The sequence below is a fragment of the Gordonia sp. VNK1 genome (assembly GCF_040049135.1).
Lineage (GTDB): Bacteria > Actinomycetota > Actinomycetes > Mycobacteriales > Mycobacteriaceae > Gordonia > Gordonia oleivorans.
In genome coordinates this window covers 83078-108810 of sequence record NZ_JBDZDJ010000006.1, presented here as the reverse complement: position 1 = coordinate 108810, position 25733 = coordinate 83078, and the positions used below count along the sequence as shown (strand labels likewise).

Below are 25733 nucleotides of genomic sequence, written 5' to 3'. Positions count from 1 at the left end.
CAGCGGCCTCAGCCGACAGGCGTCTGCGCGGGCACCTCCTGGCGCAGCGTCACCAGCGACCGCAACACCACGGCCGCGACGATGGCGGCGGCCAGCAGCATCAGGCCGTAGTAGACGACGGCATCCGAGGCCACCCAGATCGACCCGAATGCGCCGGCGACAAAGGCGCCCACGGTGACACCGCCGACCTCCTGGGCCATCCAGATACCGTTGACCCGGCCCAGTAGCGGCCCGGGTGTGTGCTGCTGGATCAGCATGTAGCGCAACACTTCCTGAATGGCCTCCAGGAATCCGATCACCACGAGCAATGCGATGGCGAGCCACGCGTAGGCGGTCAGACCGAACACGGCCAGGAGCGCGAAGGTTGCGATGAGGCAGCCGAGGAGGAGAACTCCCGGTCGACGTACCGACCCGAGCCACCCGCTGGTCAGTGCTGCGACCATCGCACCGGTCGCGACCGCCGCGAACAGCAGGCCGGTGATCGACGCGTTGCCGTCGAATCGCTGTGCGACCAGCGCCGGCAGCAACGCCACCACGCCGGGTGCGAACATCGCCAGCACACCGACGACCATCACCGCCCCGACGATGCGCTCACTGCGGAGGAAGGACCACAGCGGAACCGTGGTGGCAGGGGAGTCGGCGGAATCGGTGACCTCGGCCCGATCGGCCGTGGGTGTCTGGGCCGTCGGCTGCGGGCGGCCGCCGTCATCGAGGGCCGCGTCGTCGTGGGCCGTGTCATTGAGGGCCGTGTCATCGTGGGCCGTGTCATCAAGGGCCGCGTCCTCCAGGACTGGGGCATGCGGTGGCAGAGAGGGCAATCCGCTGATGATGAGGACTGTCATGGAGGCCAGTACCGCGGCGACGGTGTACGCCCATTCGACACCTGCGGCACCGATCACGAAGCCCGCGATGCCCGGTGACACCGCCGTACCGATGCGCACCGTCAGCGATCCCAGCGCTCCGACGGCCGCCAGGTGCCGACGAGGGATCAACGTCGGGACCGCGGCCATCAACGCCGACGTCGACAATGCGCCGATCAGACCGTCGACCACCGCCAGCACGTAGAGCACGGCCACCGACGCGGAGCCGCCGAAGACGCCGAAGGCGTTGGCCGCCAATCCGGCAAACGAGAGCGCGGCCGCCGCGCGGCCGGCCAGGATGAGCAGCTTGCGGTCGAACCGGTCGGCGAGGACACCGCCGAGCAACATGCCCACGAAGGTGGCGATCCCGGTGACCGCGGTCGCCGCACCGACCTGCGCCGACGATCCGGTGAGGTCATACATCTGCACCGGCACCGACACCAGCAGCATCCCGATGGCGACCAACGAGATCAGTCGGGCAACGAAGATCCGCCGGAACGGCGGGGACACCCGCAGGGGCGTGATGTCGATCAGCAGTCCTCGGGCCCGCCCGGCCATCAGTGTTCTCCCTCATCGGTGTTCACGGTGTTCACGGTGTCCGTCGGAGCGCCGGAGGCGGCTGTCGCGGCGGTCAACTCCGCCACCCAGCGATCCGCCCACGACGTCACCGTATCCTCGTCGACCACACCCGGCTGCCACACCCAGGTCGCCACCAGACGTGGTCCGTCCGGACCGTCGAGGGTGGTGACGTTCACGATCAGACCGTAGGACGCGGGCATCCGTTCGCCCGGTCCGACGTCCGCCGACTCCGGCGCCATACCCCAGCCATCGAACTCGAAGGACCGATAGCGGCCCAGATAGTTGAACTCGATGGCGGCGCCGGGCAGCGAAGCACCGGCGACGTGGCGCAGCAGGCCGTGACCGAGGCCGCCGTCCGGGATGGTGGCGCGCTGATCATTCAACGCACGCGCCTCCTCGGCGACGGTGCCGGCGCTTCCCACCACCACCGGATGGACCGCGGTGAACCAGCCGACGCCACCGGTGAGGTCCGCACCGGGTACCGCCTGCTCCTCGCGGCCGTGGCCTTCGAGATCGATCAGGGTCGGCTGCGCCAGCACCGCTCCGAGCGCACCGAGCAGCAATTCGTCGACGCCCACACCCAGGCGGGCGGGAACCGGGCCGAGCAGGTCGCGGGCCACGTCGGTGTCGACGGTCACCCGGTACCGGCCGGCATCGGCCTCGCGGTCGGTGCGCGGATCGATCGGTCGTGAGAAAGGCGGCGCCGCAACCGAATCGGTGAGGTTCCGCCACATCGGGAGTTCCTCGGACCGATCCAGTGTCACCAGTTCCCTTGCCCACGAACCGAATCCCGGCGGCAAGGGCCCCAGCGACACCGCGTCGCCCGCCACGATCTGCGAGTACGCGGCGACCACCTCCGGGACGAGTACGCGCCAGGACACACCGTCGACGACGAGGTGGTGGATCGCCAGCAGCAACCGCCCCGGCTCGTCCCCACGATCTATCCAGCTGGCTGACAACATCGCTCCGGCAACGGGATTCAGGCGATCGCGGGTGCGGCGGGCGATGTCCTCGACGACCCGTGGGTTCACATCCGCAACGGCCTCGGTGATCACCTCCACCGCGGGTGCGGTCTCCGGTATCTCGAATCGCCACAGTGATTCGTCGGCGACCAGGCGTGCGCGCAGCATCGCGTGACGATGCACCAGTGCGCCCAACGCGGTGCTCAGGGCGTTGACATCCAGATGCGCTGGGACCGTCAGGAACGCCGACTGATGGAACCCGGCGACGGCCTCGGCATCGCCGGCACTGACCTCCTGCAGCCACCGGATGATCGGTGTCGCGGGTACCGGACCGGAGGACACCACCGGCAAGGGTTGCACCGGCCCGTCGACGGTGTGCAGATGTGCCGCCAACTCGGCGGTGGTGCGGTGCGACATCACGTCCCGAGGGCCGACGACGAAACCGTCTGTCCGCAGCCGCGCCACCAGCTGCATCGCCACGATGCTGTCACCACCGAGTTCGGTGAAGTCGTCATCGACGCCGACGTCGTCGGCGTCGAGGCCCAGCACCTCGGTGAACGCGCGGCAGATTCGGCGTTCGGCAGGGTTCGTCGGTGCCCGCAACGAGCGTTCGACGTGCGGTTCCGGCAGCGCCCGGCGATCGATCTTGCCGTTGGGCAGTGTCGGTAGCGCATCGAGGACGACGACGGCCGCCGGCACCATGTAGTCGGGCAGCACCGCGCGGACGGCCGTCCGCAGACCGGCCGGATCCGGCGCGCCGCCGGAGCTTTCGCCCTCCGGCGCGTCGGCGACGACGTAGGCGATCAGCCGATTCGACCGCTCGACCGTGATCGCGGTGGACACCCCGCCGACCGCGATCAGTGCCGCCTCGACGTCACCGAGTTCCACCCGGTGACCGCGGATCTTCACCTGATCGTCGCCGCGACCGCGGTATTCGATGTGACCGGTACTCGTCCACCGCACGGTGTCGCCGGTCCGGTACATCCGGGACCCGTCGGCGGTGAACGGATCGGCGACGAAACGCTCGGCCGTCAGGTCACCGCGGCCCAGGTACCCGCGGGCCAGCCCGGCCCCGGACAGATACAGCTCGCCATCGACGCCGTCGGCCACCGGGACGAGAACGTCGTCGAGGATGTAGGCCCGCATCCCGTCGACCGGTCGGCCGATCACCGGGCGCTCGGTGTCGGCGACGCGCGCGACGAGGGCGTCGACGGTGCCCTCGGTCGGTCCGTAGAGGTTATAGGCGTCGGAGTCGGGAAGATCCCGCCACCGCTGCCACTGCTCGGGTGCGACCGCTTCGCCACCGAAACCGATGGCGGCCATGGTGGTCTCGGCGCCGCCGAGGGCGGCGAGGTGCGACGGGGTGAGTTCCAGGAAGTCCCACGCCTCGTCGACGAGTTGGGTGGCGAGCGCCTGGGCGTCGCGCTGGGTGTCGGCGTCGACGATGCTCACCTCATGGCCGTCGAGCAGCCACAGCTGTGGCTGCCACGACGCGTCGAAGGCCAGCGACCAGCCATGCCCGACCCGCAGCCTGCTGCGCCCGGTGCGTCGACGCGCCGGTTGGTGCAGCATCCGTCGGTGACTTGCGAAGAGATTCGCCAGCGCCCGATGGGGGATGACCACACCCTTCGGCGTTCCCGTCGAACCAGACGTGAAGATCACGTAGGCGGGGTGCTCCGGTCGCAACGGCCGTGCACCCGCCGACGGCCGGAACGCCGTCGCGAGTTCGGATTCTGTTGCCGGGTTGAGGAGTTCGTCGTCGAGGCGGTCGATCACCCGGACCGGACGCGCCACGTCCACCATCGCCGCGACCCGATCGTCGGGAGTGTCCGGCTCGATCGGCAGATACGCGGCACCGGAGTACAGCACACCGAAGATCACCTCCAGCGCGGCCACCCCGCGCGGGAGTCGCACCACCACAACGTCTTCGGGTCCGATGCCGGCTACGGCGAGCCGTCCGGCGATGAGGCGGACACGGTCGTGGAGTTCACCGAAGCTGCGTCGGCCGTCCGGCCCGCGCAGTGCCGGGGCGAGTCGGTCGGGTTCGGTCGCGCGATCGAGCAGATCGGCGACGGTGGTGGGCGCTTCGGTGGCCGGGTGGAACAGTGAGCGATGTTCGTCGGCGGTGCGGATGTCCATCCGGCGCAGCGGCGTATCGGTGTCGGCCACCATGAACTCGAGGATGCCGGTCAACCGCGCCGCCATGGCCTCGACCGTGGTCCGGTCGAACAGGTCGGTGCTGTATTCGATCACTCCGCCGACCCGCGCGTCACCACGTGAGGTGTCCTCGGTGAAATCGAAGGACAGATCGAACTTCGCGGTGGTCGGCGCGGGAAGTGAGACCTGCCCGTCGAGGTCCGGAAGGATTCCGTCGACGTAGACCACCATCGTCTGGAACAGCGGGTTCATCGATGTGGATCGTTGTGGTGCAACGGCTTCCACGACGCGCTCGAACGGGATGTCCCGATTGCCGTAGGCGTCGAGATCGCTGGTGCGAACCCGTGCGAGGAGTTCACGCGTGGTCGGGTCGCCGCCGAGGTCGGTGCGCAACACCAGGGTGTTGAGGAAGAAGCCGACGAGATCGTCGAGACGCGCATCCGAACGCACCGTCACCGGTGTGCCGATGGGGATATCGGTGCCGCCACCGAGCCGCGACAGCAACACCGCGACCGCGGTCCGCATCACCATGAACATCGACGTTCCGGTGGCCGACGCCAGGGCACGCAGCCCGGTCACCAGGTGCGGTTCGAGGGCCAGGAAGACACCGTCGCCGGCCCCACTGGGTCGCGGCGGCCGGGTGCGGTCGTAGGGCAACGCCAGTTCGTCGGGGAGCCCTTCGAGGGCCGAACGCCAGTGGTCGAGTTGCCGCTCACCCCGCCCGCCGTCGATGAGTTCGCGTTGCCACGAAGCAAAGTCGGAGTACTGCAGCCCCAGGGGCTCCCATTGTGGTGCGGCGCCGGCCTGCCGGGCCCGATACGCGGTGGTCAGGTCTGCGCGCAGCGGTGGCGCCGACCATTCGTCGGTGGCGATGTGGTGGATCGTCACCACCGCCACGTCGTCGGTGGCCGCCACCCGGATCGGGATCTCGGCGGCCAGATCGAAGGCGTGCGCACTCGAACGGGTGAGATCGGCCGGATCGTCGACATGCTCGACCACGATGTCGGGTTCGTCGACGAGGTGCGGTTGCTGATCGGGATAACGGGTCCGCAGGACCTCATGGCGATCGGCCACATCGGCCACGGCCGCGCGGAGAACCTCGATGTCGATGCGCTCGGCGGCCCCGGTGGGCCCACCCGGACGCCACATCAGCGGCACGTTGTAGGTGGTGGTCGGTCCGGCCAGGGTGTGCAGTGTCAGCATCCGCTCCTGCCCGTAGGACAAGATCGGTGCGGAATCGGTGCGGCGCACCAACTCCGGCAGCGGCGCGGCCGCGGTGGCCACTCCCGAGGAGAGGTGCTCGGCGAGTGTGGCCACGGTGGGCGCGTCGAACAGCACCCGCAGCTCGGCGTCGTACCCGAGGGTGGAGCGCACCAGGTTGAGCACCTTGATCGCGAGCAGGGAATGACCGCCGAGCGAGAAGAAGTCGGCGTGGACGTCGGTGACCGGGTGGCCCAGGACCTCCCCGAAGATCTCGGCAAGGTCGGACTCGAGGTCGGTCCGGGGTGCGGTGCCGACCGCGGCCGTCATCTCCGGCGCAGGCAGCGCCGCACGGTCGAGTTTGCCGGTGTGGTTGAGGGGCAGTGCGGCGACCACCATGATCGGCGCGGGCACCATGTAGGGCGGCAGCCGCCGCGACAACGCGGCGGTGACGGCCGCGGTCACGTCGGTGGGTGTGGCCGTGGAATCCTCCGGTACCACCCACCCGACGAGACGATCGGCGTCGACGGCGACGGCGCCCGAGGCGATCCCGTCGACGGCCCGTAATGCTGCCTCGATCTCGCCGAGTTCGATGCGGTTGCCGCGCACCTTGACCTGACTGTCGGCGCGTCCGGCGTACTCCAGAATGCCGGCGCGGCGGCGGACGAGGTCGCCGGTGCGGTAGAGGCGTGCGCCGGGGATCTCTCCGGTCGGATCGGCCACGAACGACGCGGCGGTCAGTCCACTGCGTCCGAGATATCCACGGGCGACCGGGATTCCACGCACATAGAGCTCCCCGAGGACACCGTCGGGTACCCGGTTCAGGGCCGCATCCAGGATCAGCAGGTCGGTTCCGGCGATCGGGGTACCGATCGGGATCGTCGGCAGAGTCGCCGAATCGTCGGTATTGGCCACCTGATCGGTGACGACGACGGTCGTCTCGGTGGGGCCGTAGGCGTTGATCAACGCCATCTGCGGTGCCGCGGCGGCGACTCGCGTGGCCAACGGTGTGGTCAGGGCCTCGCCGCCGGCGATGATGTGTCGCATCGTCGCCAGCTCGGGCAGGTGTTCGGCGAACAGGTCGAGCAGCGACGGGACGAACACCGCAGCCGTGACCGCGTGGTCGGCGACGATCCGCGCGAGCCGACGCGGGTCGCGCTGCGCATCGGCTTCGGCCACCACCACAGCGGCACCGGATACGAAGGGCAGCAACAGTTCCCACACGGCACCATCGAAGCCTGCCGGGGTCTTGACGAGCATCCGATTCCCGGCACCGAAGCCGCCGGGGATGGTCGCCAGACGCCACCGCAGCACGTTGACGACGCTGCGGTGACTGACGACGACACCCTTGGGACGTCCGGTGGAACCGGAGGTGAAGATGACGTAGGCGGGATGGTCGGGGTGAATCGTCGGTGGTGTGACCGTCGATGCTGTGACCACCGACGCGGGGGCCCGGTGGTGATCGGGGTGAGCGGTGGGGCCGTCCTCGGCGATACCGCCGAGCCCGTCGAGAACCAGCACCGGACGGGCGGTGGCGAGGTGCCGCGTGGCGTCGTCGAGGAGGACGACGGCGGGCGTCGCGTCATCGAGGATATCGGCGATACGTGCGTCGGGCAGATCCGCGTCGATCGGCAGGTAGGCGGCACCGGAATACAGCACCCCCTGCAGGGCGACGAGCTGGCCGATGCTGCGGGACATGATCACCGCGACAATGGATTCGGGTCCGACGCCGGCCGCGCCGAGTCGTGCCGCGATCCGTCGGGCGGCGCCGTGGCACTGCCGGTAGGTCATCACGTTGCCCGCGGTGTCGGTCAGGGCCGGCGCGTCCGGGGTGGCCCGCGCCGCGGCATCGAGCAGGTCGACAAGCGTGGAGCTGCCGGCGTCACCGGTGAGAGCCCGTGGGTCACCGCCACGTTCGGCACCACGCAGGGCGTCGAGGTCGGCCGCGTCGAGCAGCGCGATGCGATCGAGTGCGAGATCGGGATCGGCGGCCACCGCCTCCATGACCCGGGCGAGGTGATCGAGCAGTGCCCGGGCGGTGGCGCGGTCGAACTGGGCGGTCGCGTACTCGAGGCCGATGGTCAGTTCACCGCTGTCGGCGGCGTCGACGAAGGTGAAGGCGAGGTCGAACTTCGCCGCCACCGAGGTGAGCGGTGCGAAGGTCGCCGGAACACCGAGGAATCGGTCGGGGACTCCGTCGAGCGGCAGGTAGGACACGCTGACCTGGAACAGCGGGTTGCGTCCGGACACCCGTGCCGGTGCGAGCCGCTCGACGACCCGCTGGAACGGGATGTCCTGATTGTCGAAGGCCGCGAGGTCGACCTCACGGACCCGATCGATCAACTCACCGAATGCCGGACGGCCACAGACGTCGATGCGCATCACCTGCGTGTCGACGAAGAAGCCGATGAGGTCCTCGAGGGCCGGGTCGTTGCGGCCGGAGATGGGGCTTCCCAGCGGGATGTCGTCGCCCGCTCCTTCCCGGTGGAGCAGAGTGGCGACGGCGGCCTGGGCCACCATGAACATGCTGGCGCCGTGCGCGGTGGCGACCTCGGCGAGGCGGCTGCGGGTGGCGGCGTCGATGGTCGCCATCTCGGTGGCGGCGGGACCGGCGGCCCCGGGACGTCGGGCCCGGTCCCGGGGCAGCGGCAGTTCGTCGGGGAGATCGGACAGGGTCTGCGCCCAGAACTCGAGCTGACCGGTGCCGACGGCGTCCACCCGATCTCGTTGCCACACGGCGTAATCGCCGTACTGGACGGGCAGTGGCGCGAATGGGGGTGCCGCGTCGGCCAGCCGTGCCGCGTAAGCGGCGGTGAGATCGGTCAACAGCGGTCGGTCGGACCATTCGTCGGTCGCGATGTGATGCATCGCGATGGTGAGGACGCCGGCGGTCTCACCGCTCCCGCCGGATTCGACGACGTCGGCAGCCACCCGATCCAGGCGCACCCGGATGGGTGGTTGCGCGGCGAGATCGAAGGGACGGGTGAGTGTCTCGCGGGCCCGTTCGCCGAGTTCGGCATCCAGTTCACCGGCCGGGCCGGTGACGGTGGTGACCTCGACGATGTCGGGGATCTCCGTGATGTCCAGAATCCGTTGGGACGGTTCACCTGTCGCCGATTCGACGATGACCGTGCGCAGGCTCTCGTGACGTGTGAGCAGGTCGGTGACCGCCGAACGCAACGCCGACGGATCGATCGCCGCATGCAGCCGGACGACGTGCCCGTAGTGATACGACGTATCGGTCGGATCGAGGCGATGCAGCACCCACAGCCGTTCCTGTGCCGGCGACAGGGGCAGCGGGTCGGGTCGGACGCCGACGACGATGTCGCTGGCCGAGCCGGTTCGGTGGACCCGCAGGGCGATGTCGGCGGGGGTGCGGGCCTCGAACAGATCTCTGATGGACAGTTGCGCACCGAGTTCGGTGCGGACCGCCGACACCAGCCGCATCGCCGACATCGAATGGCCGCCGAGTTCGAAGAAGTCGTCGTCGACGCCCACCGGATCGGCGGTGCCGAGGACATCGGCGAACACGGCACACAGCTGCCGTTCGATCTCCGTCCGCGGCTCACGATGGGTGGTGGCCGGTCGCGCGTCGGGAAGGGCTCGCACGTCGAGCTTGCCGTTGACGGTCATCGGGAATTCGGTGACCGCGGCGAACAGCGTCGGGACCATGTAGTCGGGTAGTCGCGTCGCCAGGCGCCGCCGGATATCGGTGAAGTCCACACCGGCCGACGGGTCCGTGGGGATGACGTAGGCGACCAGACGTTTGATGGACGGATCGCCGGGGTCGGCGGCGGCGACCACGGCGGCCGATGCCACGTCGTCGAGTGCGGTGAGGGCGGTGTCGATCTCGGCGAGTTCGACGCGGTATCCGCGAACCTTCACCTGGTCGTCGGTGCGCCCGAGGAAGTCGAGGTTGCCGTCGGCGCGGATCCGCATCAGATCGCCGGTGCGATACAACCGTCCGCCGCTGGAGAACGGATCGGCGACAAAACGTTCGGCGGTCAGGTCCGCGCGGCCGAGGTAGCCGCGCGCCAATCCGGCACCGCTGATGTAGAGCTCACCGGCGACCCCCGGGGGCACCGGCCGCAGCCAGCCGTCGAGCAGATGGGCGTGGGTGTTCCAGATCGGGGTGCCCACCGACGAGGTCGGCGACTCGTCGGTGCCGATGCCCAGCGTGTTGATGGTGTACTCGGTCGGCCCGTACAGGTTGTAGCCGAATGTCTTCGGGTTCTCCCGCAGCCGGGTCCAGACGGGATCTCCGACGGCCTCACCGCCCAGCAGCACCAGTGGCGGCACATGATCGGCCGCATCGCCGGCGTTGCCGTCGAGCAGACCGTCGGCGAACAATTGCGCGGCATACGTGGGTGTCACGTTGATGACGTCGATGCGGTGGGCCGCGCAATAGGCCACCAGCGCAGCCGAATCACGGCGCAGATCCTCGTCACAGACGTGCACTTCGTGACCCTCGACGAGCCAGAGCAGTTCCTCCCAGGACATGTCGAACGCGAAGGACACGGTGTGCGCGATGCGCAGTCGTCCGGTGATGCCCGCCGAGCGGGCCACCTCGATGGCCGGTTCGAAGACCTTCTCCCGGTGATTGAGTTGCATGTTGGTCAGGCCGCGGTACGGCGTGACGACACCCTTGGGTTTCCCGGTGGAACCGGAGGTGTAGATGACGTACGCCGGCCAGTCCGGATGCACCCGGGGTGTGGTCCAGGTCGGCTCGTCGGGCGCGGGCAGGTCGTCGATGGTCAGGATCGGCACCCCGGTGTCGGCGAATCGTTCGCCGACGCGGCTGTGGGACAGGATGATTCGCGGTGCGGCGTCGTCGATGATGGTGCGTAGCCGCTCGTCGGGATGATCGAGTTCCAGGGGCAGATAGGCGGCGCCGGCCCGCAGGATCGCGAACAACGCCACAACCGTGTCGATGCTGCGGGGAATGGCCAGCGCGACAACGGTTTCGGCACCCACGCCGTGATCGGAGAGGATGTGGGCGACGCGGTCGACCTCGGATTCGAGTTCGGCGTAGGTCATCCGCCGGTTCTCGAAGAAGAGTGCATCGGCGTCGGGGATTGTCGCGGCGCGTTCACCCAGGAGGTTCGACACGGTCACGTCGGGTAGCTCGTGGAGCGGGCCGGCGAGGCCGGTGTCGCCGGGCAGGCTCAGATCCACCGCGGCCACCGGTGCGTCGAGGTGGGTGCCGATACCATCCAGCGCCCGGCGGAAACGCGCGACAAGTGCGAGCGCGGTGGTCTCGTCGATCAGGTCGTCGCGGTACTCCAACCGGAACCGGATGTTGCGGGACGGGGTGACCACCAGCGCCACCGGATAGTGCGTGTGATCGAGACTGCCCTCGCCGATGACGTCGTGCAACGCCGACTGCGTGCGTTCCTCGTCCTCGGTCCGGAAGTTCTGCAACACGTAGAGCACATCGAAGAGCACCGGGTGCCCGGTCTCCTGCTGGAGCCGGTTGAGGCCGAGATGGTCATAGGCCATCATCTCGACACGTTGATCCTGCATGCGGCGCAACAGTTCTGCGACAGTCTCGTCGGGTCGCAGGACCGTGCGGACGGCCACTGTGTTGAGGAACAGGCCGATGACGGTGTCGATGCCCGGCACCTCGGGGGGTCGGCCGGCCACCGTGGAACCGAACGCGACATCGGTGCGGCCGAGTTGGCGCGACAGGGTCAGATCGAGAGCGGCGGTCAGCACCGTGTTGAGCGTGACGCCGGCCGTGCGGGCATCGGCGCGCAGCCGTTCGGAGAACTCCGCGCCGAGGTCGACGTCGATGCGTCGGGGGGCGCGCGGAGTGGTGGTCGCGGTGGTGCCGCGAGGTGCGATCAACGCCGGCTCGTCGTAGCCGTCGAGGTGGGCGATCCACGCCGCCACCGCATCGGCGTCGTCGGCGCCACGGGCCAGCCAGGAGAGGTAGTCGCGCAGTGACGCCTCCCGCACCGGAATCGGACTGCCGTTGAGGTGCGCGAGCAGTCGGGACACGAAGAGGCCACCGGACCAGCCGTCCCACAACAGGAATCGCCGGTTGACCACCAGACGGTCACGATCGCCGGGCAGATGCACCAGACGCATCCGCCACAACGGTGCCCGGTCGAGGGCGAACCCGGTGGCGCGGTCCTCGGCGAGCAACTCGGCGAGGCGATGCTCGGCATCGGCGGCCGAGTGCTGCGACAGATCCATCTCGGTCACATCGGGTTCGACGACGGCGGCGATCACCTGCAGGGGCCGGCCGTCCACCTCGACGAATGCGGCCCGCAACTCGGGGTTGGTGTCCAGCAGGGTGCCCGCGGCCCGACGCAATTCCGCGGCCTCGATGCGATGACCGAAATCCAGCCAGAACTGGGCGGTATAGATGTCGGCGTCGGCATCCATCCGGGCCTGATAGTAGAGCCCCTCCTGCAGGGGCGTGAGGGGCCAGACATCGGCGATGTCACCATGTGCGGCAACCAGTTCCGTGAGCGACTCGGAGTCCAGATCGACCAGGCGGTCCTCGGCGAATCCGACGACGGCACCCGCCACGGCGTCGGCGAGACGCCTCGCATCCTCGACCCGCGCGGGATCGATACGGACTCGCACCTCCCATCCCGCGGCCGTGGGTGCGCCGTCATCGGTCCGGGCGGGACGGACCGCCACCGACACCGCATGCGAGGTGGGCAGTCCGTGGTCGCCGACGATCACGTCCGGATCGACGATGTCACCGGCGCTCCGTGCCGCCATCAGCGAGGCCGCCACCTGTGGAGACAGGTATCGCAGGATATCGAGGGCCGGGCCGGGCACCGCGGTGGTCGCGCCATCGGACACGGCGATGCGGGTGGGTGTGACGCCCCGGAACGGCCCGCCGGTGCGCTCGGCACCCGCCGGTCGCAGGTCGGTGACCACGTCGACGAGCAGGTGGCTTCCGAGGCGCTCACCGAGGTGCTGCGCGAGGGCGGAGCACACCACGCCGGCGATCTCCGCCGGGTCCGGCGCAACGGTGACGTCGACCGGGCGACGGACGCAGACCGGGCCACCGTGGTCCGCAGGGTCATCAAGACCGGTTGGGTGGGTCGGTAATTGGGCTCCGGGGGCCAGCACCGCTAGCCACTGCGGCAGGGCCGACGGGTCCGCGGCCTGTGCGGCCAGCGCGGCGGAGGCCCGACCCAGTGACATGGGAACCGGATCGATCTCGATCGTGCGCCCATGCGCGAGGTCGTCCGCCGCGGCCGTCAGATCTCGGCGCAGGATGTCGATGGTGACCGGATCGGCCAGTGCTGGGTGCACCCACAGCGTCAGTCGGCCCGACGCCTGGTCCAGCGTGGCGCGGGGAAGGTGTGCGGCGGCCGAATCCGGCTCGGACGCGGTCTCGGTGGTGTAGTCGAGTGGGATCGTCGCGCCGTCGGCCGGCGCGGTGGACAGCGTCCACAGGATCGGGACCGGTCGGGCCAGCGTGGTGCGCAGCACGTCGTGGCGGGCGGCGAGGGCCGAGAGGATCTCGGTGACCGTCCCGGGTGCGGTTTCCGGCGCAACGTCGACGTGAATGCGGCTCGGTGCCAGGCTATCCGGGTCGATCTCGGCGATCCGCAGCCGGTGCAGGGCCGGCGTGAGGCCGGCGGCGGGCATCGGGCTGTCCTGCGCCGGGCGGTCGTCGGCGCTCACGCCGATCTCCGTGAGGCGGTCGTCGGGCCCGTGGCTCAGGTCGGTGAGGAAACCGTCGAAGGCTGTGGCGATCTGTGCACTCTCGATGGCCGCCTCGGCCACTCCGCGGACGATGACCTCGGCGGGAAGCCCTTTGCGGCGCAGTTGGATCTGGATCTCGACGTCGGAGACCGGACCGGAGGCGAGCGCGTGCACACTCACCTCACCGCCGCCGATGGTCTGTCGTGTGCTGTTCGTGAGGACGTTGATGCCGAGGCCGAACATACGGTACGGCCCGCTCGCCGGATCGGCGTCGGCGGCGAGGGCACGACCGAGATCCTCGGCGCGGAAACGGCTTCGGGGCAGCAGGCCGAAGAGGGCGCGGTCCACCCGGGTGGCCAGGTCGGCGAGATGGTCACGGCCGAACGCCGCCACCCGCAGCGGCAACACACTGGTGACCATCGACGGCGCCGAACGCGTCCCCCGGTCGAGGCGACCGGACACCGGCAGTGCGAACACGAGATCGTCACGACCGGTGCGCAGGTGGGCGAAGGCCGCCACCGCCGCGATCAACATGACCGCGGGCCGCACCCCCACCCGGGAGGCGAGGGCACGCAGCACCGCCAATCGGTCGGCGTCGATCTCGAAGCGGGCGTGCGTGATTCCCGGCCCCGGTGGCAACTGCTGATCGAGCAGTCGAACCGGCTCGGGGTGGTCGGCCATCAACCCGGTCCAGTATTCACGGTCCTCGAGATAGGCGGGACCGCACCGGTAGTCGGATTCGGCCGCGACGATGTCGCCGAGCGCCCAACTGCCGGAATGTATGCGACCGCCGTCACCGGATGAGGGATCCGCCGGGGCGTCGTAGCGCTTGCGGACGGTCTCGGCGTAGGAGACCAGACCCATTCCATCGCAGACGAGGTGATGTACCTTCAGGAAGGCGAACACCGCCGTGGGGGGTGCCGCCGGTTCGTCACCGGCGAGCAGGATCCGGAAGTCGCTGAGCGGACCGGCGTGAATATCCATGGGCTGGGCCATGGTTCGCTGCATCCACGCGTGCGGATCGGTGCCGCGGATGTCGACGACGGGGACGTCGAATTCGTCGATCGACAGCAGTCGTTGGGTGAGTTCGCCGTCCTCCTCGGCGAACACCGCCCGCATGGCCTCGGCGGCGTCGAGGGTCTGGCGCATCACCGTCCGCAGGCGATCAGGGTCCGTGGTCGACGGCATCCGGATGTAGAGGCCGGTGTTGTAGAGCGTCGGGTCGGCGGCGATCTGCATGCCGAGATAGATGTCACGCTGTCCGGCCAGGAGGGGATGACGCCGCCCGGTCGACTCGGTCGAGCGGGACAGGCGGGAGATCGAGGTCACGAACACACTCCGGTGGTTTGCTGATGCGTGGGGGACTGAGCGGGGGACTGGTCCGTGTGATGAGACGCGTCGGTTCCGGGTGGGTTGGCCGCGACCAGATCCTGCAGCGCGGTGCGCCACCGGTTGGCGAGTCGTGCGACGGTCCCGGCGTCGATCTGGTCGCCGAGATGGCGGAAGGTCCCGGTGAGGATCGGGCCATCCGCCTCGTCGCGGCACACGATCTCCACCTCGAGGGGATGGGCCACCCCGAGGTCCGGGTCGGCGGCCGCCGCCACGGCGTACGACTCGGCCGATGGCTGCCACGCACCGCCGCTGCCCACCGAGAAGCGGCCCAGGTAGTTGAGCAGCACACTTGCCGACGGCATCGTCGCCAGCGCCATGGCCGTCTGCGGGTTCAGGTACCGCAGCAACCCGAATCCGGCTCCCGCCGAGGGCATCTCCTGCCACTGCCGTTCGGCCTGCACTACGGCCGCGTGCGGGTCGATGCCGTCGGCGGCCGGCAGACGCAGCGGCGCCATGGTGGTGAACCATCCCACCGTGTGGGTCAGGTCGCGGTGGCCGAGGCCCGCCGATTCGGTGTCGCGGCCATGTCGCTCGGTGTCAACGACGAGGTCACCGGCGCCGGTGACCTCGGTCGCCGCCACACGCAGCGCACCGAGGAAGATCGAGGTGACCCCGACGCCGAGACGGGTCGGTAGGTCGGTGACGATCGCCCGGGAGGTGTTCACGTCGAGTGCGACGACGTGGCCGCGCTGTGCCGCGAGGGTGCCCGAACGTGCAGGAGATCCCGGAATCAGCTCGCCGCCGGGGGCGAGCACCGCAGCCCAATGCGCCACCTCGCCCAGGAGTTCCGGGGCGAGGGCGGCCTCGGCCACGGCGGCGGCGAAGTCACCCAGGCGGACTGCGTTCGTGGTGTCGCCCAGGCGGACTGCGTCCGCGGCAGAACCGGCGTCGTGTACGGCGGCGAGGTCGTCGAGGAGGATACGGCGGGAGACCCCATCGACCGCCAGATGATGGATGACGAGGACGAGGCGTCCCGGATCGCCCGAAGTCGTCGGCGTCAGATGCGCGGCGGCGATCATCCGGCCCGATGTGGGGGACAATCGCGCGGCGCAGGCATCCGAGACCGCGGCGATCGTGTCGGCGACAGTGCCGTGGGCGTCGCTAGCGACGACCTCGAGGATGTCGGTGGCCGCGACATCGCCGGGGGCTCGAGCGGTGAGCGTCCACACGTCGCCGGCGATGACGTTCAGGGTCATGCGCAGCGCCTCGTGGGCGTCGAGAAGCGCCTGCAGCGCCGCGGTGATCGAGGCGGGCGTGGCGTCGGGCGGGGTGTCGACGACGAGGGACTGATTGTGGCGATCGATCCGACCGCCCAGTTCGCGGAGCCGATGCATGATCGGCAGCAGACCGATGACCCCACCGGAACCCGCTGTCGCCGTGCCGGATTGCGTGTCAGCGTTGTCACCGTCGGTGATCGGTTCGGCCACCACGGCCAGGGCTTCGATGGTGCGGTGGGTGAAGACGTCCCGCGTCCGAAGGCACCATCCGGCCCGCCGGGCCCGATTGACCAGCGTGGTGGAGACGATGGAATCACCACCGAGCGCGAAGAAGTCGTCATCGACCGAGATCTCGTGCGCAGGCAGGTGCAGGGTCTCTGCGAAGATCGCCAGCAGTGCCGATTCGGCCTCGGTGGCCGGCTCTCGGGCACCCTCGCGTGCCACACCTGAGGTGTGCGGCTCGGGTAGCGCCGCGACATCGGTCTTGCCGTTGGTGGTCAGCGGAATGGCGTCGATACCGATCACCGCCGCGGGCACCATGTGCTCGGGCAGCACCGTGGCGAGCGCCGAGCGCACGTCGTCCGGGCCGATCCCGTCGGTGACGACGTAGGCGAGCAGCCGATGGCCCTCCGACGGCCCGGGACGGGTGATGACCACGACGTCGCGCACACCGCTCACCCCGGCCACGGCGGCGCGCACCTCACCGAGTTCGATGCGGAATCCGCGGATCTTGACCTGGGAGTCGGCACGGCCTTCGGACAGCAGACGGCCATCGCCGGTGAGCCGGAACAGATCTCCGGTGCGGTAGCAGATCCCACCGCCACCACCGGGATCGGCGACGAACCGCCCCGCCGACAAACCCGGACGGTTCAGGTACGCCCGGGCCACCTGCGGGCCCGACAGGTAGAGTTCGCCGATCACCCCGGGCGGCACCGGACGCAGGTATCGGTCCAGCAGCCGGCCGGTGAATCCGGGTAACACGGCACCGACGGCGCTGCCCACCGAACGTTCCGCGGAGTCGGCGTCGATGTCGAGCAGGGTGGCGTGCACGGTGATCTCGGTGATGCCGTACATGTTGATCGCCCGGACGTCGGGCCAACGGCGCAGGAAGGCGGTGAGCCGACGTGCGTCGAGGGCCTCGCCGCCGAAGATCAGGTGGCGTAGCGATCCGAGGTCGGCATGGTCGACCTCGGTGAGGGTGGCCTCGAGGGCGTAGAAGGCCGACGGTGTCTGGTTGAGCACGGTGACCTGCTCATCCCGCAGCAGGGTCGCGAAGTCGGCGGGGGAGCGGGTGGTCGCACGATCCGGAATGACCAGTCGTGCACCGCTCGACAGCGCTCCCCAGATCTCCCACACCGAGAAGTCGAAGGCGTAGGAGTGGAACATCGTCCAGACATCCGCCGGGCCGGTGCGGATCGCCTCTCGGGTCGCCGCCAGCAGGGACACCACGTTGCCGTGGGTGATGGTCACGCCCTTGGGTCTGCCCGTGGAACCGGAGGTGTAGATGACGTAGGCGGGGTGATCTGCGGTGACCGGGACCGGCCGCGCGACAACGGGTTCACCTGGATCCGACACCGATACCCGGGCGCGATACCCGGCGTCGACGATGACGACCGGCCGGGCGTCGGCGAGGATGGTCGAGATGCGTTCGTCCGGGTAGTCCGGGTCGATCGGCACGTAGGCACCGCCCGCGCGCAGGATGGCGAGGATCGAGATCACCTGGTCGACGCCGCGCGGCAGCAGCAGGGCCACCAGATCACCGGGGCGGACCCCGTCGGCGATCAGTGCGGCGGCCAGGTGCGCGCTGCGGCGCTCCACCTCGCGATAGGTCAGCACGTCGACGCCGGCGGTCAGTGCGACCCGGTCGGCATGTTCGGCGGCGGTGCGGGTGAAGACCTCCCACAGGGTGCGCGCACCGTCGAGGGTCGGGCGCTGCACGCATGCGGCGGTGGCCGCCGACATCGGCAGTGCTGCAACGGTATCGGGCGCATCCGGCATCCGCAGCGCAGCGATACGGTCGTCGGGATGGTGGGCGAGCATCTCCAGGAGGTACAGCACACGATCGGTGAGGTGTTCGGCGGTGTCGCGGTCGAACAGGTCGGTCGCGTACTCCAGCCGCAGGCGCAATCCGTCGGTCAGACCGACGAATTCGAAGGTGAGATCGAACTTCGCGGTCCGGGTCGGCGGGAAGAGCGGTGTCGCGTCGAGGCCGGTGAAGTCGGGTGCCTCGATCGGGTCCCGGTACTGGACCATCGTCTGGAACACCGGGTGACGTGACAGCGTCCGCTGCGGCGTCAACGCGGCGACGATGGCGTCGATCGGCAGATCGGCATGCTCGTAGGCGTCGAGATCGGTACGCCGGATACGGTCGATGACCTCACCGAGGGTCGGATCGCCACTCAGGTCGGTGCGCAATGCAAGGGTGTTGACGAACATGCCGATGAGCTCTTCGGCGGCGGCCGTGGTGCGCCCGGCGAACGGTGTGCCGACGACGATGTCGTCGCCGGCGCCGGAGGCCGACAGTGCGAGTGCCACCGCCGCATGGACGAGCATGAATCGGGTGGTGCCGGTGGTCGCGGCGCGGTCGTCGAGTGCGGCAACCAGTTCGGTGGGTACCGTGCGATCGATCTGATCGCCACGGTGACTCGGTTCCATCGGCTGGGGCCGGTCGGTGGGGAGCCGTATCTCGTCACCGATGCCGTCGAGAATGTCCCGCCAGTGACCCAGTTGCCTCGCGCGCAGCGACGTCGGGTCGTCGGGGTCGCCCAGCCGGTCGAGTTGCCACACGGTGTGATCGGTGAACTGGACGGTCGGCGGCGCCACGGTGATGCCGTTGTAGCCCGCGGCGAGTTCGTCGAAGAGCCGACGTGCGGACCACTCGTCGGCGGCGATGTGGTGGACGGTGAGCAGCAGGATCGCCGACGATTGCCAGGTGTGGATGAGGTCGGCGCGAAGAACGGCGTCGGCCGAGAGGTCGTAGGGGCGCGCGATCAACCGCGCGACGAGGTCCTCGGTGTCACGCCCGTGCCCGTCGTCCCCGTTCCCGTCGTCCCCGTTCCCGTCCTCGCCGTATCCCCGATGTTCGGTCACCGCGACCGTGGCCCGATCGGCGGGGTCGATGACGGGTACTTCGTCGACGATGCGGGTCCGGAGCACCTCGTGTCGGGTCACGATGCCGGTGAGGGAATCCGACAGTGCGCCAACGTCGATCGACGATCCCGGATGGGCGTCGAGGCGAACCGCGAAGGCCACCGTATAGGCGGAATCGTCGACACCGGACTGAAAGAGCAGCCGACGTTGCGCCGGCGACAAGGGCAGGGGATGTGGACGCAGCCCGGGCACCGGCCCCGGTGGCGTGGTGGGGGTGGCGGTCCCCGAGCCGCTCTGCGCGGTGTCGATCTGCGCGGTGTCGATCAGCGCGGCGAGCTCGGCCAGCACCGGATGGTCGAACACGTCGCCGATGCCGAGCCGCGATCCGGTCGCGACCCGCAGACGGGTGAGAAGTCGTGTGGCGGAGAGGGAATGGCCACCGAGATCGAAGAAGTTGTCCTCGATGCCGGCGTCGCGACCGAGGACGGCGGTCGCCGCCGCGATGACCGCGGCCTCGGCGTCGGTGCGCGGACCGCGTGACGATCGGGTCGATCCGGCGTCGGCCGGATCGGGCAGGGCCAGTCGATCCACCTTGCCGCCCGGCGTCAACGGCAATGCGTCGAGGATGGTGATCGACGCCGGGATCATCGCGGCGGGAAGCGACGTGCTCAGTGCCGCGACGATCTCCACCGACGACAGCCCCGGTCGGCCACTGACGTAGGCATCGATCCGGGTGTCACCGGCGGTGTCGGTGACCGCACGGACGGCGGCCTCACGCACACCGTCGACGTCGGCGATGGCCGATTCGACCTCGCCGAGTTCGACGCGCACCCCGCGGATCTTGACCTGGCGGTCCGCGCGGCCGAGCACCGTCAGCCGGCCGTCGGGTTCGATGCGTCCACGATCGCCGGTCCGATAGAGACGACTCCCGGCGCCATCCGGATCGGCGACGAATGCGGTTGCGGTCCAACCGGAGTGATTGCGATACCCACGCGCCGACTGTGGACCGCCCACGTAGATGTCGCCGGCCACACCGGCCGGAACGGGCCGCAGCAGGTGATCGAGAATCGTCACCCGGATGCCCGCAACCGCGGTGCCGGCGGTGATGGCTCCGGTGGTGACCCGGCCCATGGTGACGTCGCCGGCGACCTCGGAGGAGCCATAGGAGTTGATGATCTCGGCGCCGGTGGAGGCCAGCGCATCTCGGGTGGCGGCGACGAGCGGTTCACCCGAGACGATCCACCGTCGGGGTGTGGGCGTCGCACCGACCTCGGTGATCGCCTGTGCCAGTGACGGTATCGCGGTGATCTGGTCGACGTGGTGCTCCGCGGTCAGGTCGGCGAGTGCGGTGGCGTCGCGGGCCGTGGTGTCGTCGGCCAGGATCACCGTCGAGCCTGCGGCAAGGGCACCGAGCAATTCGGTGCTGCCGTCGATGAAGGCGATCGAGGACTTCGCGAGAACCACGGCGCCGTTCCAGGATTCCGCAGCCCAGGCGATCCGGTTGGCGAGTGCACGAGACGTGCCGACGACGGCCTTCGGAGTACCCGTGGAACCGGAGGTGTAGACCACGTAGGCCGATGAATCCGGATGGACCGCCACCGGATGCGGGCCCGGTGTGTCAGACGCGGACCCCGCGGCGAGAGCTGCCGCCATCGGGTCGTCGATGACGAGATCCGGTGTGGCGTCGTCGAGCATGAAATCGATGCGGGCCGCCGGATATCCGGGGTCGATCGGCAGGTAGGCGGCACCGGCCCGGAGCACACCGAGCAGGGCGGAGACCATGTCGACGCTGCGCCGAGTGGCGATCGCGACGATGGACTCGGCGCCGAGACCACGTGCGGTCAGGGCTGCGGCGATCCGGTCGGCGGATGCCGCCAGCTCGGCGTAGGTCAGGCTGTGATCGTCGACGCGCAGCGCGACGTGTTCGGGTACCCGCTGCGCGGTGGCCGCGATCCGATCGGACACCGGCACGAACGGGGCCGGGGCCGGCCCTTCGACTCCGCGTGTGGCGTCCGCGTCGGCGTCGCTGCGGGGCAGCCGTGCGAGGGTGACCTGGGGGGTGTCGACGATCGCCCCGATCGTCCGGATCAAGCGTTCGAGAAGGGCCGCAGGCACCGTGCACCCATCCTGTGCCCGCCGTTCCAGGAGGATACGGATGTCGGGATCATCCTCGACGAGAATGGTTGCGGCGTAGCTGTTCTCATCCTCGATGTGCGGGCGGACCGGGCCGCGCGGGAAACTCTCGAATACCACGACCGAGTTGAACAACTCACCGAGGCGAAGGGATGCCTGGATGTCACCCAGCGCGCTCTGATGCTGATCGAGGAGGGCGAGCTGTTCCCGCTGAACACGCGAAAGCAGCTGTGCCACCGATTCATTCGGATCGATCCGGATCCGCACCGGGATCGTGTTGATCAACATACCGACCATCTCGTCGACACGGTCGACCGCCGGATCGCGCCCGGACACGACGGCACCGAAGATCACGTCGTCGGCGTCGGTGTGATCGGCGAGGACAAGCGCCCAGGCCACCTGGATCAGGGTGTTCACCGACGCCCCGTGATCACGCGCCACCGCACGCATCCGGGCGGACCGGGCGGTCCCGAGTCGGTGTCCCACGACCGGTGGGGCGGGGTCGATCTCCGGCAACGGCAGCCGGGTGGCGGACCGCACACCGGACAGGGCGGTACGCCAGCGCTCGAGCCCGTCCGGTCGGCCCGCCCGCCAGCGCAGGAAGTCACGCACGTCCGCCGGTGCCGGAAGCGGCTCGTCGCGCAGCGCCCGCACGATCTCGTCGAAGAGCCGGTGCAGTGACCAGCCGTCGAGGGCGACGTGATGAGCGACGATCAGCAGGTGGTGGCCGGTGGAGGCGTTGTCGGCGGCGGCGAGGATGACACGGAACGGGGGCGGCGAGGTCAGGGTGATCCCGCGGTTCCGTTCGCGGTGCCGCAGTGCGTCGAGGTCGAGGGCGGCGGCGAGCGTGCAGAACTCCACCGGGGCGGCGACGTCGGTGTGCACGCGCGCGACCGGTGCACCGGTGCGTCGGCGGGTGTAGGAGGTGCGCAGCGAGGCGTGGCGTGCCATCACCGTGGTGACGGCGGCGATCACCCGGGTGGGGAGATCGGCATCGATCGTGACGTGATCGGCCAGATCGATATCGGCGAGGATGAGGTAGGGATCGTGGGATCCGTCGGTCCGCGGCCGGGTCGAGTGGTAGACGATGGCTTCCTGTAGCCCGGTCAGCGGCAGGACGTCCTCGATGCCGCCGACACCGGTACCGGTGGCGCTCACAGCAGGTCCCCCTCGACCAGCTCGTCGAGTTCGTCGACGCCGAGATCTGCGGTGGTGGTGGTGTATTCGGAGTGCAACGATGCCTCGTGATTCGGATCGGCGGCCCGGGCGATCGTGGCGAGCCGCGTGATGGTGGGGTGGTCGAAGAGTTCGATCGGGGTGATCCTCAGACCGGCCCGGGCCGCGTGGGCCACCACGCGGACCGCCGTCAGGCTGTCGCCGCCGAGGATGAAGAAATCATCCTCGACTCCCACCGCGGGAAGGCCGAGAACCTCCCGGAAGGCCTGCGCGAGTGCGTGTTCGGTGGCGCTCGACGGTTCCCGGGAGTCACCGGCAAGCGCAGCGAAGTCGGGTCGGGGCAACCCGGTTCGATCGATCTTTCCGTTGGGTGTCAGCGGAACCTCGTCGATGGCGGTGATGACGGTCGGGATCATGTAGTCGGGGAGACGGTCGGCCAGATGCCGGCGCAGCGAGACGGTGTCGATCTGATGTCCGCGCGTCGGCACGGCATAACCGACGAGACGCCCGTCGACGGCGACGGTGACCGCTCGTTCGACCGAATGGTGCTGTGCCAGGGCGGCATCGATGTCACCGAGTTCGATCCGGAAGCCGCGGATCTTGACCTGGTGGTCGGTGCGGCCGAGGCAGTGCAGCGTCCCGTCGTGACCTCGGCGCGCGAGGTCACCGGTGCAGTACATCCGGGTGCCGGGTGGCCCGAACGGGTCGGCGACGAATCGTGTGCAGGTCAGGTCGGGCCGCCCGTGGTAGCCGCGTGCGAGGCCGGCTCCGGACAGGTACAACTCGCCCACATCGCCGTCAGTGGTCGGATGCAGCGCCGAATTGAGAATCCGGACACCGGTGTTCGCGATCGGCGTGCCGATGCCGACCTCGGCGGTCTGGCCGCGGCGCAGCGGTTCGGTCGTCGACCAGATGGTGGTCTCGGTGGGGCCGTACATGTTTCGGGCCGAGGCCGCGTGCCGCGTCAGTTCACCGGCGATGTCGGCCGGCAGTGCTTCGCCGCCGACCAGGACGTCGACGTCGGTGAGGGCCTTGCCGTGGCCGGATTCCAGGAATGCCGACCACAGCGAGGGGGTGGCCTGCATGACGTCGATCCGGTGGGTGCGGATGAGCGCGGCCAATCGCGCCGGGTCGTGCACGTCGTCGTTGGTGGCCAGGATCACCGTCGCACCCGCGGCCAGCGGCACCAGCGTCTCCAGGATCGCGATGTCGAAGGAGATGGTGGTCACCGACAGCACACGACGGCCGGGGTGATATCCGACGAGTTCGGCGAGGTGTCCGCCGAAGTTGGCCAACGCCCGATGGCTGATCACCACGCCCTTGGGTGTGCCGGTGGAACCGGAGGTGTAGATGACGTATGCCGGGTGCTCCGGTGCCGGTGCCGGCGACGCTGACGATACGACACCACGATGATCCGACGGCGGTGCGGACGCCGGCGTCAGCGCGCGCACCTCAGCGGTTGCGGCGGAGCCCGGTTCGATGACGGCCACCGGTGCGGCGTCGGCCATGGTCGCGGCCAGCCGTTCGGCCGGGAAACCGGGATCCAGCGGCAGGAATGCCGCACCACTGTGATGGACGGCGAGCAGCGCGACGATCATGTCGACACCCCTCGGCAGGGCGACCGCGACGATATCCTCCGGCGCCAGGACCCCGAGTTCGTCCGACAGCGCCGTCACCCGCGCACGCAGCGTCGCGACGTCGATCCGCTCGTCTCCACAGATCAGTGCGACCGCGTCGTCGGGGTGGGCGAGCACACGCTGCACGAGCGGAGTCGGATCGATCGGGCCCCGGGTGGCCTCGTCGGCGGCGGCGATAGCACGTGCCGCGGACTGTTCGTCCGGCATCGCGATCGCTCCGATCGATACCTCGTCGAGCGTCGGTGCTCTCGTTGCGGCCGCGACGAAAGCACCGATGCCCGAGCAGATGTCGGCGACGTCGGCGTTGCCGTAGAGATCGGCGTCGGCATCCAGCACGATCTCGAGGTCGCCGTCGAGGTCCGCGCAGGTGATCGCCACGTCCACGACGGGGCCACGGGCGAGTGAACGGATGACCGCCACGTGTCCGCCGATGGCGGCCGTCGGGGAGAAGGGCTTGATGTTGAGGGTGGGTCCGATGACACCGTCGATCCCGCGGCGCCGCAGGTCGCGCACGATGTCCTCGCCCCGGTAGCGGGCGTGTGCGCTCACGGTGGCGATCCGGCCGGCGACGTCGGTGGCCACCTCGGACAAGGTCGCGTGCCGGGGCGTCGCCACCCGCAGAGGAATGACGTTGACCGTGCTGCACGCGCACGTGGCCGCCGGCGATCCCAGCCGATTCATCATCGGGAATCCCAGGATCACCTCGTCGGAGTCGACGAGTCGTGCGCAGTGGGCCGCGATCAGCGCGGCGAGGACCGCCGGCGTCCGGGTGAGCGATCCGGCCCCGCCGACCACGACCCGTTCGGTGCGGACACCGCGCGCGATGCGATGGCCGCGAGGGGCTTTCGCGAGTGTCACCGGACCGTTCGCGGCGCCGAGTTCGCGCTCCCAGAACTCGCGGTCGCCGGGGCGGGCGTCGTCCACCCCGGCGGGGAGGTCGGTGATCGAACGCAATGCCCGTGCATCGGTGAGGTTGTCGTACAGGCGTGCGATGCGGCGAACAAGGAGGCCGAGCCCATAGGCGTCGAGAACCATGTGATGGGCGACGATGAGCAGGCCGAGGCGGTTCCCGGCGGTGAGCACCGAGATCTCGGCGCACGGCCCGATGGCCGGATCGATCGGCCGGCCAACCGCCGTGGTGGCCACCGAGTTCAGTGCAGATGGGTCCGGGCCGAGATCGACCTGTCTGACCTCGATCGGCTCGCCGAGGTGAAAGCGCAATTCGCCGTTGTCATCTGAGAACCGCGCGGAGAGTAGATCGGCCTCGCGCGCGGCGGCGGTGGCCGCGGCGATCAGTCGTGCCGCGTCGGGCCGTGTGTCGAACTCGAGAAGCTGGCCGATGGTGAACACCGGCGACGGCCCGATGACCGACTGCGCGGCCCACAGGCCCTGCGCCGCCGCCGATGCGGGGAACGAGGGTTCGTGGGACGGAGCGCAGGCCATAGACATAGTAGGGCAGCCTACCCTTCATTTGGTTAGACTTTCCAAAGAGGGGCGGTCCGCGGCTTTCACCGGGCGGCGTCTACATTAGGGCAGGCTAAGCTCAAGGGAAAGTGCTCACGCCGAGTGTATGCCCGATGCGGTGACACCGGATCGGCGGGAGTCGTCACCGAGCGCGCGACGTGCCATCACGACGATGGCGGAGAAGTGAGGAAG

4 protein-coding genes are annotated in these 25733 nt (G+C 69.5%); all 4 read right to left on the bottom strand.

The window, feature by feature from the left end; translation table 11 throughout:
* Nucleotides 1-8: 8 nt before the first annotated feature.
* The 4 genes from ABLE94_RS09440 to ABLE94_RS09425 are packed head-to-tail and all read right to left on the bottom strand — an operon-like array spanning nt 9 to nt 25520.
* A complete protein-coding gene (locus ABLE94_RS09440; RefSeq protein ID WP_348803804.1) occupies nt 9-1418 on the bottom strand; it encodes an MFS transporter in 1410 nt (469 codons plus the stop codon).
* Complete coding sequence (locus tag ABLE94_RS09435) at nt 1418-14761, bottom strand: non-ribosomal peptide synthetase (RefSeq protein ID WP_348808640.1); 13344 nt, start codon at nt 14759-14761, stop codon at nt 1418-1420. Before ABLE94_RS09435 ends, ABLE94_RS09440 begins: the two co-directional genes overlap by 1 nt.
* Nucleotides 14758-22422, bottom strand: a complete 7665-nt coding sequence (locus ABLE94_RS09430) for a non-ribosomal peptide synthetase (RefSeq protein WP_348808639.1) — start codon at nt 22420-22422, stop codon at nt 14758-14760. The genes ABLE94_RS09435 and ABLE94_RS09430 overlap by 4 nt, the downstream gene beginning before the upstream one ends.
* A complete protein-coding gene (locus ABLE94_RS09425) occupies nt 22419-25520 on the bottom strand; it encodes a non-ribosomal peptide synthetase (protein WP_348808638.1) in 3102 nt (1033 codons plus the stop codon). Before ABLE94_RS09425 ends, ABLE94_RS09430 begins: the two co-directional genes overlap by 4 nt.
* Nucleotides 25521-25733: the final 213 nt, after the last annotated feature.

Excerpts from the sequence above, each read along its gene's own strand:
- ABLE94_RS09440 (WP_348803804.1), bottom strand. The coding sequence starts at position 1,418 with ATGGCCGGGCGGGCCCGAGGACTGCTGATCGACATCACGCCCCTGCGG.
- ABLE94_RS09425 (WP_348808638.1), bottom strand. The coding sequence starts at position 25,520 with ATGGCCTGCGCTCCGTCCCACGAACCCTCGTTCCCCGCATCGGCGGCG.